Genomic DNA, 11,958 nt, shown 5'->3' with positions numbered 1-11,958 from the left:
ACGCCGCCTCAGCGACGATCGGACATCCGCTTCAGGAAGGCCCGCTCACGCTCACTGAGGGAGTGGATGCCTTCCTTCTGGATCTTGATCAGCAGCTCGTCGAGCCGCCCCTCGTCGTTGGCCACGCCCTGGGCCTTGTGCTCCGCGACCTTGGCCTCGACGACCGATCCCCAGTCCTGCCAGATCAACCCACGTCGGGCCGCAAGAAAGCCGAAGCCGGCACCTGCCAGGTGGGCCAGGTGGTCCTTGAAGTCGGTGCCGCGGCCAGCCAACTCCTGGATCAGGAAGAAGGCGTCCATGCCCACCAGACCGATCGCGAGCCAGGCCAGGGGCAGGGGGAAGAACAGCAGCAGGACCGTCGCTCGGGGCTGCATCGTCGCGGCGCAGCACAGAATCGCCATGACCCCCGCCGAGGCACCCACGGTAGGCCCGCTGCTCCCCATCAAGAGCGGCTTGAGCAGCAGTGACGTGATCCCGCCCGCAGCCAGGGCGATCAGGAAGAACTGCAGGAAGCGCCGGCTGCCGATGGTCCCCTCGACCATCGTCCCGAAGAAGTAGATGCCGAGCAGGTTGAACAGGAGGTGGAGCGGCGAGCTCACCCCGTGCAGGAAGCCGTAGGTCAGCACCTGCCACGGAAACAGCCAAGGGAAGCGGTCGAACCAGATGCCGGGGGTGGCACCGAAGTAGCCGAACAGTCCGCCCCAGTGGGCCTCGGGCACCAACGCGCCGTCGGCCACCCTGGTCCCCAGCGTGACGGACGAGATCCAATCCGGGTTGACGAGGCTGATCACCAGCTCCACCCCCCAGACCGCGGCCATGGAGATCAGCAGCCACTTGACCACGGGGGTCAAGCCGGGGAGAGCCAGGGAGGAGCCCCCGCCTTGGTATTCACTCGTCTGCATCGCCAATCAGCGGGCGAGCCCCGAACCGGCCGCGCTCGCGGAGCGCTCCGCCGCGATCAGCCGGGCCTCGGCGAAGACCTGTTCGGCATCCAAACCGGCCCGGCGTGCCGCCGCGGCCGCCGTGTTCCGCAACAACATGGCGATGGTCATCGGCCCGACCCCGCCGGGGACTGGAGTGATCGCGGCGGCGCGTTCCCGCGCCTCGTCGAAGGCCACGTCCCCCACCAGGCTGCCATCGGCACCCCGATTGATCCCCACGTCCAGGACCGCCGCCCCGGGCTTGATCCAGTTGCCCCGCACCAGCTCCGCGCGCCCCACAGCGGCGACCAAGATGTCGGCGCCGCGCGCCAGCCCCGCCAGGTCCGCCGTGCGGCTGTGGGCGATGGTCACGGTCGCGTTGCGGGCGAGCAGCAGCGCCGCCAGGGGCTTGCCGACCAGCAGGGACCGGCCGATCACCACCGCATTGCGCCCGGCGATGTCGATTCCCGTGCGGTCGAGCAGCTCGACGCAGCCCGAGGGCGTGCAGGGCCGGTGGCCGGGCGTCCCCATCCACAGGGCCGCTACGTTGTCCGGATGCAGCCCGTCCACGTCCTTGGCGGGGTCGATGGCGCGCACCACCGCGTCCGCGTCGAGGCCACCGGGCAGGGGCAGCTGGACCAGAATCCCGTGCACCGCCTCGTCGGCGTTCAGCTCGGCGACCAGGGCCAGCAGCTCGGCCTGGGGTGTCTGGGCCGGGAGCTTGCGGGTCTCCACACGGAAGCCGGCCCGATCGGCGGCGCGATCCTTGTTTCGCACGTAGACCTGGCTGGCAGGGTCTTCCCCCACCAACACCACGGTCAGGCCGGGCCGCTGGCCCGCAGCCGTGAGTCGCTGCGCCGCAACGCCGACCTCGGCTCGCACCAGCGCCGCGATCCCCTTGCCGTCGATGGTCTCCGCCGCCATGTTGCCGTCGGTTCTCAGCTCGCCGCGGATACTTCGCGCTTGCCACCGTTGGCAACCGCGCTACCGACGAAGAAGTACCACAGCAGGGCCCCGAACACCACCGCTCCCTCGATCAGGTAGACGGCCTTGGTCACCGCCCCCACGCCCGTGGTGAAGCCGTAGGTGTGAAGGCCCACGTTGAGCAGATTGACCCCCCACCAGGAGAAGACCACCACACAACCGCCGATCACCGCGAGGACGTTGATCCCGAACTGCTTGACGTAGCCGCCGAGCCGCGCATGGAGGATGATCAACTGCCAGAGCACGATCATCAGGGCGCCGTTCTCCTTGGGATCCCAGCCCCAGAAGCGGCCCCAGGAGTAGTTGGCCCAGACCCCGCCGAGGATCGTTCCGACCACGGCGAAGAGCAGCCCGAAGCAAGTCACGCCGTAGACCATGCGGGTGATCGAGGCGTAGACGGCGCGGTTCTCCTTGCCGATCCCGAGGATTCGCCCGAGCAGCCACACGTTGGCCAAGACTGCCGCCAAGAGGCCGGCCGCGTAGCCGACGGTCACGCTGGTGACGTGGGTCGAGAGCCAGAAGTTCGTGTCGAGCACGGCCACCAGGCTCGGCATGGTGTCACCGGCGGTGATCGCCTCCTTCAACTCGTAGCGAGTCGAAAGGAACATCCCGGCGGCACCGACGAGCGCCGACACCGAGAGGGCGATCCGTTGGCGCGTGACCCACTCGATGAACAGTCCGACCAGCACGACCACGCCCGTGATGAACAGGATCGTCTCGTACAGAGTCGACACGGGAGGACGCGAGCGCAGGATGCAACGCATCACGATGCCCGCGATCAACATGGCCAGGCCGGCGCTCGAGAAGAGCCACGCCATGGCCGTGACCGGCAACATGGGCCGCATCCAGGTCACCGCCACCGCCAAGAAGCCGAGCAGGAAGAGGCCCAGGGCCCAGATGAAGAAGTCCCAGCGGTAGAAGCTGACCTCGAGCGGGACCTTCGAATACTCGCCGCGACTCTCGGCACGAGCTTGCGAGAGCTGCTTGAACTCACCGAGCGCGCTGCGGAAGGCAGCGGGGTCGCCCTTGGCGGCCTCGGCGTGCTCCAAGGCGGCGAGCATCGGCAGGGCTTCGAGGTCGTCGCCCTGCTCAAAGGCGTGCTGTAGGGCGTCGCCAAGGTCGAACCAGGCCGGCACCGACTCGGCGTCGGCAGCCGGCGCGATCAGGCCGGGTCCGTAGGTGGCGCGCTCCATGGCGCGCCCGAAGTTGTCGAGGATCAGCTTGGCAGCGGACAACTCGGCCTGGGCCACTTGGGGGTCGAGCGCTCCCGACTCCGCCTGGTCCCAGCGTTCCCGCACCACGTCCACCTGCTGCAGGAAGGACGTCACCCCCAACCCCGCCTCGGGGAAGACCCCGCGCAGGAACTCGGTCGCCGTCAAGGCGAGGGGTGCACGGGCGAACTCGAGGGAGACGACCAGGTCCTCGAAATCGACCACGTTGCTCCCGAGGATCAGGAAGTCGCGCTCGAGCCGGGTCAGTGACGACGATTCCTTCTCCGACGCCGCCGCGGCCCGCGCGGCCAGCTCCGGCCGGGCCTGCAACAGCTCGTCGTAGCTGTAGCGGTCGCTGCGCTTGCGGCCGCTGATCTCCAGACCGAGGGCCGTGAGGGTGGAGTCGTCACGCACCAGGAAGTGCTGATAGCGACGGGCCTGGTCGGGATAGAAGAGCACGTCGAGCAGCCACGCCGTCGGCGTGAGCTTCTCTTCGATCCCGCCCGGCAACACGACCTTCAGCGAGCGCTTGCCGTTGAACTCGAGCAGGCGGAAGGCACCGAAGGTCGACAGGGGTTTGATCCGACCTCCGTCCTGGACCGGGATCTCCGCGGCAATGGCCAGGGTCTCCTCGGGCCACGGCGACGTTCGCAGCGCACGCTGGGGGATCCCGCGGTAGAGCGCTTCGGCCCTGGCCTCGGGCGTCTGACCTTGGACGGCGACCGGAGGCGTCGCGACGCTCGGCGGCTGGGGCTCGGCCACCGCCACCGCACCCAGCGCGGCGAACGAAGCGACGAGGATCAGCAGAACTCGGCTCAACTGCATGGGATTCACCTAGGCCGCCGCGCGCCGGGCGGCGTTCTGCTTCTTGAGGAAAGCCGTGAGTCGTTGGACGAAGGCGAACAGCAGACCCACCCCGATCACGATGCACGCGTACAGGGGCCAGTGGTCGGAGGGGTTACGCACCACGGAGAACTGGCTGTAGGGCCTAGGCCCCAAGTCCGTCATGCGAGTCCCGTATGACGACTGGAACAGCACCAGGCCCGAGTCGCGCAGGGGCCGGTTCATCTCGATCCGCACCTTGTCCTCGACGCCGTCCTGGAGCTTCGTGATGTCGCTGCGGTAGACCGACGCGATCCGCGTGCGCGGGTGCTCTTCCATGTGGAAGTCGTCCAGGTGCACGGTGAATGGCATCTGGAAGCGCTGCTTGCGCAGACTGAGGGCCATCAGCTCGTCCCCGTTGCCGAGGATCAGCGGACTGGCCTCACCGCCGTAGAGGATCCCCGCCGAGGTCACCTGGCCACCCACGAGGGCGCGGGCGTACACCACCGGCACGTTCTCCTCCGCCTGGTTGGCCTTGGGGAAGGTGTAGGTCGCGTAGCCGTCGACGATCGGATACTCCGACCGCCACTGGGGCCCGACCGGGAGCGGGCGCCCGTTGGGCACGTAGTTCGAGAGCTCGAGCTGGAAGCCCAGGTCCGGATGGCTGAAGACCCGCGATCGGCCGCCGGACAGGGCCCGCAGGTCGGTGTCGTCGATCAAGATCTCCTGCACCGGCGCGTCCGGGTCCGCTTCAGCGTCGTAGATCGCGACCTCCCAGTGGAAGAAGCTCACGAAGTCGTCCGACGACTCGCCCTCGACCAGGGCCAGGAAGCCGTCGTCGCTGTTGGTCAGCTTGACCAGGCCCGCAGCCATCAGCAGGGCGATGCCCACGTGGCAGATGATGATCCCCGCCGTGCGCTTGGACTTGCGGATGCGAACCAACCCGCCGATGGCGAGGTTGACGGCCAACAGCGACATCAGCAGCACGCCTCCGGGCAGGGGCATCTCGCCCCAGCGCGTCGGATGCATGGCGATCCACGACTCGAAGTAGTTCTTCTGAACCTCGTACAGGCCGGTGTTCTGCTGCTCGACCGTACCCAGGAAGGTCAAGAGCAGCATCCCGGACAGGACGGCCACGGAGAGTCCGAAGGACCCCAGGACGTCGATAACTGCGCGAATAGGCTTCATGATCGCAGCGCCGCTCAGCGGCCCTTGGTCGTGGCCTGGGACTCGGGCGTCTTGGTCATTGAGCGGGCAAAGGCGAGCAACCGTTCACGCTCGGCGCCTACCAGTTCACGGTCGCCGACCATCTTCACGAACAGGCTCTCGTCGTTCGCCTCGAGCGGGACGATGATGCCCAAGAGGCGTTGGTCCGGGACCTTCTGGTCCCCCATGCCGGTGAAGTCGCCCTCGACGTCGACCACGATCGACGAGCGGCCGAGCACGGGGATGCGCTCCAGACCGAGGATCGCCGCGCCCTGGGGCGGAGCGAGCCCGACCTGGCCGTACCAACGGGTCAAGTTCTGGTCCAAGGTGCCCCCGGCCGTGCTCACCGACACGTCGCCGCCATCGGCGGTGACGAAGCTCATCAGCCGCATCGGGCGCGGCCCGCCGCGGGTCCAGCCCTCGGGTAGCTCGTAGTCGATCTCGTCGAACCCGAACCCGCCGCCCCCAGCCCCAGGCGCGGCCGGCGCGGCGCTGTTGCCCGAGGGCGGATCCTCGCTCTCCCGCAGGGAGGCCGCGAAGTCGAGGAAGGCCTGGCGCTCGGCCAGGACCAGGTCGCGCGGCCCGGTCATCTTCACGAACAGGGTGAACATCGGGTCCTCGAGCACGAGCCCCATCATTCGAGCCTGCTCGAGGCTCGCGCCCCCCACGCCCGAGAAGTCCCCGTCCGCCTCGAACAGGACGCCCTCTCGGCCCAGCAGCGAGTGCCTCGGGAGCAGCGCGACGTCCGCCTCGGTCAGAGGCGGGAGGCCGAGCTGGGTGCTGGCCCAACGGTTGATGTTGCCGATGACGCCACCTGCGCCGCCGGGCAGCTTGGTGACGTAGCACTCGGCCGTCGAGACCCCCGCTACCTGGAAGTCGACCATGCGGAACTGACTGCGCGGCGCAACCTCGACCCAGCTCGCGGGCACGTCCCACTCGTAGCCGCCCGCGGGGGCTTCCGGCTCGACCTTCTTGGCCGGCGCGAAGGGGTTCCCGAAGCGGTCCTCGCTAGTGGCCGAGAGGTCGGCCGGCACCACCACGCGCGAGGCCATGCGCGTCTTGGTCAGGGTCTTCGGCTCGAGCACCAGCGGCCCGTCGCCGTTGCTGCAGCCCAGGCTGACCAGCGGCGTCAGGCCAAGCAGGCTCACCCCGAGCAGCGAGAGCACCCGCTTGGGTGACTGGCCGCTCCCGTGAGCGGTGCGCGGGTTCAAGGGTCGTCGGGAGGAGCTGCCGTGCATGGGAGTCTCGTACGGTTCAGTAGCGTCGCTGTAGGACGAAACTCCCGGCTCTCGCCAGGGTCTCTCGAATCGGTCCATCGGGGAGGACGGACAGTCGGCCGAGCGCCGTTCGCAGCAACTCGTCAGCGCGACCTCGAGCAGCCTCGAGGCCCGGACGCAGGTCGCACACCTCGCGCAGACGCCCGACGCGATCGGCCAGCCCGGGCTCCGTGTACGCGTCGCGAATGGCGGCACGTTGTGAGTTGTCGGCGCTGGCGTAGACGTGCAGCACCGGCAGGGTCACCTTCCCGTCGTCGACGTCGTTGCCCACGGGTTTGCCCACTTCTTCCTGTGTTCCGGTCAGGTCCAACACGTCGTCCACGATCTGAAAGGCCAGGCCGACCTCCCACCCAAAGAGCCCCAACTCGGAAGCGGTGCGCTCGTCGCCATCGGGGTAGAGGGCTCCGAGTTCGCAGGCAGCCGCGTAGAGCGATGCGGTCTTGGCGCCCGCGATGGCTTCGTAGCCGTCGCGGCTCAGGTCGAAGTCGTAGCGGTGCCCCGCCTGCTCGATTTCACCCTTGCAGATCTTCTGGGTGGTGAGCGCCAGGTGACGGCTGACCAGGGGCGACTGCAGCCGCGTCGAAAGGGCGAAGGCTCGGGCGTAGAGCCAATCCCCCAGGAGCACCGCCACCTGGTTGTCCCAACGCGTGTTGACGCTCGCGACCCGTCGCCGCACGGAGGCGCCGTCGAGCACATCGTCGTGGACAAGGGTGGCGAGGTGGATCATTTCGACGACTGCCGCGACCTGGGGATGTTCGGGACCCCAGGCGCCCGAGGCGCGACCGCAGAGCAGCACCATCGCCGCCCGCAATTGCTTGCCGCGGAAGCGACTGATGTGATCGAGCATGTCCCGCACCGCCGGAGAGTTGTCCGAGAGCTCTCGATCGAGCACCTCGCGGGTCCGCTCCAGGTCGGCCTCGATGGGCGCCAACAGGTTGGGCAACTCGCCGCTCGGATCGCTCACGCGGCCCCTCCGGTGGTTAGATCATCGTCAGCTCGGCCCCGAGCCGGCGTGAACAGGTCGTTAGGTGCGTTCACATTGCGCAACAGGGACTGGACGTCCTCGCCGAACTCGGCGACGTCGATCTCGACCGCGCACAGAGCCGCAGCCAGGGCAACCGGCCGCCGCTGTCCCTCGTCCAGAAGACGCTGCGCCAGGGGCGCACAGACCGACACGCGATAGACCGCTACCAGGGGCTCGATTCCCCGGGGACTGCGCAGGGTCACGGCGTCGGCCCCGCTGGAGCGCGCGCGATCGATCAGGGCGCCGAACACCGCGGCACCCGTTCCCGGCATGTCGACCGGAGTGGTCACGAGCCATTCACCGCTCGCCGCCAGCAGCGCCGCTTCGATCCCCGCCAACGGCCCGAACGAGGCGCGCCGGTCGAGCACCTCCGAGGCGTCGAGTCCGAGGTCGCCGTAGCGCGCCCGCTCACCGCTGGCCAAGAGCACGCGATCGCAGAGGGGGCGCAGGGCCTCGACGGCTCGCGCCAGAAGGGTCGAGCCCTCCCACCGCAGCCGGGCCTTGTCGGTGCCCATCCGACGACTCGCACCCCCGCAGAGCACGACTCCACTCACCGGCCCGCCGCCCGTGCGGCGGTCGGTGCTCGAGTGCCGTTCGGCGGGGAGCCGGGGGAGATCCTCGGTGGGTGCGATGACTAGGTTCCTCTCCTGTCTCCCCGGGGATCAGCCCCGGCGAGCCCGTCTCAGGTGGTTTCCTTCTCGGCCTTGCCCGCGGGGCCCTCGATCGGCTCGGCGCTCTCCTCTTCCTTCAGCCCGCGCTTGAACTGGGTGATGCTCGAGCCCGCGGCGCGCGCGAGCTCGGGCAGCTTGCGTCCACCGAAGATGAGCAGCACCACGCCCAGGACGATCCAAAGCTCGGTCGGGCCCGGCATGGCGAGGTACGGGGAGCCGACGAACGGCGTGATGGCGGCGATCGTTCCGGCTGCGATGTGGGTCATGGTCTGGCGGTGGGCCGCGCTTTCCTGTGGGATCGCGCTTGCGGGTTTCTAGGCCTCGATTGGGCGCCTTGCGAGCCCTGTCACGTCGGACGTCCGACGGACGCAACTGGCCGGCGCCATGATAGTTGAAGCTCAGGCCCCGCCGTCCGGCTTTCCCCCCCCCGGGGACACTCGCAGTCGCTCGGCCCGACGATCCAGCTTGGCGGCCTGGGCTCGGTCGAGGGCGCTCACCCGCGGTCCATCCAAGGCCTTCCAGCCCGCGAGGGTGCCCGCGCCCTTGCGTCCGACCCGCTCCGGGAGTCCCAGCGCCAGGCCCGCCGCCAGCATTCCGGCGCGCACCCGCGCCGAGGCCGTGTAGGTCGCCAGCCGGCCGTGCGGGGCGAGGCGCTCGGCCAGGGCCGCCAGGAAGGGCGGGTCCCACAGAGCTCCACCCAAGGCCGGGGCGTACCCGTCGAGGAAGATCGCGTCGAAGGGTCCCGGGAATCGGTCCCCCGCCAGGGCCGCCGCGGCGTCGCCCAGGTGCAACTCGATCGAGCTGCGCGCCCCGAAGCCGAGCACGCCCCCGCGCCCCTCGAGGGCCGCGACGAAGGCCAGGCGCACCGCACTCCAGGCCCGCTCGAACCCGGGTTCCGGATCGGGCCCCATGGCCGCCGCACACTCGAGCGCGCGGCGGTCCAGCTCGAGTCCCACCGCCTGCAGTCGGGCACCGTGACCTTCCACGGCCTCCAGCGCCGCGGCCAGGTTCAACCCCAGTCCGCTGCCCACGTCGAGCAGTCGCACCGTCGCCCCGGGCTCCACCAGGTCGAGCAGGCAGGGCCGCGCGTAGCGCGACCGAGCCTCCGACCGCGCCCCCTCCAGGTCGTGGGCAGCCTGGCCGTGAATGGGGTGGAGCGCGGTCAGCGACCCGTCCGCCGTGCGGACAGGTCGCCAACCGCGCTCCACTTCGCGGTTCGTGGTCAACCCCGCGCGGTGGCGAGCAGACCGGCCTCCTCGAGGCGCTGCTCCATGAGCAGACCCAGGCGCGAGGGGGTCGGAGTGACCGCGACGCCGGCCTTCTCGAGGGCCGCCATCTTGTCGGCCGCGGTGCCCTTGCCGCCGGAGATGATCGCTCCGGCGTGCCCCATGCGACGGCCGGGGGGCGCGGTCGCGCCGGCGATGAAGCCGACCACCGGCTTCTTGACCTCGGAGGCGATGAACTCGGCCGCCTCTTCCTCGGCCGTGCCACCGATCTCACCGATCATGATCATCGCGTCGGTGTCCTCGTCCTCGTTGAAGGCCTTGAGGCAGTCGATGAAGTTGGTGCCGTTGATCGGGTCACCGCCGATGCCGATGCAGGTCGACTGGCCGATGCCGCGGCTGGTGAGCTGCCACACGGCCTCGTAGGTCAGGGTGCCGGAGCGCGAGACCACACCGACCCGACCGGCCTTGTGGATGTAGCCCGGCATGATCCCGATCTTGCACTGGTCGGGCGTGATGATGCCCGGGCAGTTGGGCCCGATCAGGCGCGCGGAGGTGCCAGCCATGTGCTCGCGCACGCGGACCATGTCCAACACCGGCACGCCCTCGGTGATCGTGACCACCAGCTCGATGCCGGCGTCCACCGCCTCGATGATCGCCGCCGCGGCGAAGGGCGGCGGGACGTAGACGACCGAGGCGTTGGCCCCGGTCTCCGCGACGGCTTCCGCCACGGTGTCGAAGACCGGCAGCCCCAGGTGGGTCTGACCGCCCTTCTTGGGGGTCACGCCCCCCACCATCTGCGTGCCGTACTGAATGGCCTGCTCGGAGTGGAACGTACCGGTCTTCCCGGTGAATCCCTGGCAGATGACTTTCGTGTCGCTGTTGACCCAGACGCTCATTGGATTTGCTTTCTGCGGCCTCAGGCCACTGCGGCGACGATCTTGCCGGCCGCTTCGTCGAGATCGTTGGCGGTGATGATCGGAAGACCCGAACCGTCGAGCAGCTGCTTGCCGCGCTCGACATTCGTACCTTCCAGGCGCACCACCAGCGGCACGCCGAGCTGAACTTCCTTGACGGCCGCGATGACGCCCTCGGCGATCACGTCGCACTTCATGATCCCGCCGAAGATGTTGACCAGCACGCCCTTCACGTTGGCGTCGGAGAGCAGGATCTTGAAGGCCGCGGTGACCTTCTCGACCGTCGCGCCGCCGCCCACGTCCAGGAAGTTCGCCGGATCGCCGCCGTTCAGCTTGATCACGTCCATGGTCGCCATGGCCAGGCCGGCCCCGTTGACCATGCAGCCGATGTTGCCGTCGAGGGCGATGTAGGAGAGGTCGTACTTGCTGGCCTCGATCTCCTTGGCGTCCTCCTCGTGCAGGTCGCGCAGGGCGACCACGTCGGGGTGCCGGTAGAGGGCGTTGTCGTCGAAGTTGATCTTCGCGTCGAGGGCGATGACCTTGCCGTCGTCGGTGTGGACCAGCGGGTTGATCTCCATCAGCGAGCAGTCCAGCTCGCAGAAGGCCTTGGCCAGCTGCTGCATCAGCGCCACGCCCTGGGGCACGAGCTCGGCCGGCAGGCCGATGCCCTCGGCCAGGCGCTTCGCGGCGTCGTCGGCCAACAGGCCGTCCGACCCGAAGGGCGCCTTGAGGATCTTCTCGGGGGTGTGCGCGGCCACCTCTTCGATGTCCATGCCACCCTCGCTGCTGGCCATCATCACCGGGCCGTTCGTGGTGCGATCGACCACGATGCCGACGTAGTACTCGGACGCGATCTGCGAGCCCTGCTCGACCCACAGGCGCCGCACGAGCTGACCGCCGGGACCGGTCTGGTGGGTCACCAGCGTCTTGCCGAGGATCTCGGCCGCGGCCGCGCGGGCCTCGTCGGCGCTCTTCGCGAGCTTGACGCCGCCGGCCTTGCCGCGGCCACCGGCGTGGATCTGCGCCTTGACGACGGCGACCTTCGACCCGAGGGCCGTGTAGGCCTCCGCCGCCTGGTCGGCGCTGGTGCACTCGCGGCCGTCGGGGGTGGCCACGCCGAAGCGACGCAGCAGCTCCTTGGCCTGGAATTCGTGGATGTTCATGGGCTTGTGGGGGGCGTCCGCGGGCGCGAGTCGGCGACCGCCGGGGTGGCTCGGCAGGAGCCGCGTGGAGGGGCCCGAGCGCCCGCCGGGGGCGCGCCGAGGTGGCTTTCGGGCGCAGCAGAATAGCGGCGCGGCCCGCCGGTGGCCAGGAAGGCGGGGCCCCCGCACTGGTCGGAGCACCCGCGGGGTAAACCGTGCTCCATGGTTCGCTCGCTTCCATCACTGGCCGCCCTGTCGATCGCCCTCGCGCTTGGTGCGAGCCTCGGGTACCTCGTGGGGAACCGCCCGGGCGCCGCCGATCCAGGGACCCCGGCGTCGATCGCGGTGCCCGGGTCCCGGCCGACCTCGACCCCGGTCGGGCACGCGGGGGCCGAAGCTGCCGCCGACCTGCGCGAGGCCGCGGCATCTGCTGCCGACTCCGAACGCCTGCGGTCGGACCCTGCGAGCCCGGGGGTCGCACTGTCCACTGCCGCGGCACCGAGACGAGCGCCCGCCCCCACGCTCGGAGTCGGGAGTCCCCCGGATCTGCGGGAGCTGCTC

At 69.6% G+C, this 11,958-nt stretch carries 10 protein-coding genes and 1 pseudogene; all 11 read right to left on the bottom strand.

The window, feature by feature from the left end; all coding sequences use genetic code 11:
- Positions 1–8: 8 nt before the first annotated feature.
- Entirely contained in the window at positions 9–902 is an 894-nt protein-coding gene (locus Pla133_RS11055; protein WP_145065135.1) for a rhomboid family intramembrane serine protease, read from the bottom strand.
- Between the two features lie 93 nt (positions 903–995).
- Positions 996–1,844, bottom strand: a pseudogene (gene folD / locus Pla133_RS11050) (bifunctional methylenetetrahydrofolate dehydrogenase/methenyltetrahydrofolate cyclohydrolase FolD); the annotation flags it as partial.
- A 14-nt stretch (positions 1,845–1,858) separates the two neighbouring features.
- Entirely contained in the window at positions 1,859–3,940 is a 2,082-nt protein-coding gene (locus Pla133_RS11045; protein ID WP_145065131.1) for a cytochrome c biogenesis protein, read from the bottom strand.
- 9 nt (positions 3,941–3,949) lie between these two features.
- The gene (locus tag Pla133_RS11040; RefSeq protein ID WP_145065129.1) at positions 3,950–5,125 is read right to left on the bottom strand and encodes a cytochrome c biogenesis ResB family protein; all 1,176 of its coding nucleotides are present in this window, start codon (positions 5,123–5,125) and stop codon (positions 3,950–3,952) included.
- A gap of 14 nt (positions 5,126–5,139) precedes the next feature.
- On the bottom strand, positions 5,140–6,381 hold the full coding sequence (locus Pla133_RS11035) for a hypothetical protein (RefSeq protein ID WP_145065127.1): 1,242 nt from the start codon (positions 6,379–6,381) through the stop codon (positions 5,140–5,142).
- Positions 6,382–6,397: 16 nt separating this feature from the next.
- Positions 6,398–7,384, bottom strand: coding sequence for a polyprenyl synthetase family protein (locus tag Pla133_RS11030; RefSeq protein WP_145065125.1), 987 nt, complete (start codon positions 7,382–7,384; stop codon positions 6,398–6,400).
- Positions 7,381–7,986: a molybdenum cofactor guanylyltransferase gene (gene mobA, locus Pla133_RS11025; protein ID WP_419192368.1), complete on the bottom strand. Its 606-nt coding sequence runs from the start codon at positions 7,984–7,986 to the stop codon at positions 7,381–7,383. The genes Pla133_RS11030 and mobA overlap by 4 nt, the downstream gene beginning before the upstream one ends.
- Positions 7,987–8,126: 140 nt before the next feature.
- Positions 8,127–8,381, bottom strand: a complete 255-nt coding sequence (locus tag Pla133_RS11020; protein WP_419192367.1) for a twin-arginine translocase TatA/TatE family subunit — start codon at positions 8,379–8,381, stop codon at positions 8,127–8,129.
- A gap of 132 nt (positions 8,382–8,513) precedes the next feature.
- On the bottom strand, positions 8,514–9,341 hold the full coding sequence (locus tag Pla133_RS11015) for an MnmC family methyltransferase (RefSeq protein ID WP_145065121.1): 828 nt from the start codon (positions 9,339–9,341) through the stop codon (positions 8,514–8,516).
- Positions 9,338–10,237, bottom strand: coding sequence for a succinate--CoA ligase subunit alpha (gene sucD / locus Pla133_RS11010; RefSeq protein ID WP_145065119.1), 900 nt, complete (start codon positions 10,235–10,237; stop codon positions 9,338–9,340). The genes Pla133_RS11015 and sucD overlap by 4 nt, the downstream gene beginning before the upstream one ends.
- 20 nt (positions 10,238–10,257) lie before the next feature.
- Positions 10,258–11,418: an ADP-forming succinate--CoA ligase subunit beta gene (gene sucC / locus Pla133_RS11005; protein WP_145065117.1), complete on the bottom strand. Its 1,161-nt coding sequence runs from the start codon at positions 11,416–11,418 to the stop codon at positions 10,258–10,260.
- Positions 11,419–11,958: the final 540 nt, after the last annotated feature.

This window comes from Engelhardtia mirabilis (genome assembly GCF_007748095.1).
Lineage (GTDB): Bacteria > Planctomycetota > UBA1135 > UBA1135.
Note: the sequence above shows the minus strand (reverse complement) of the source record. Positions and strands in the feature narration are given on the sequence as shown.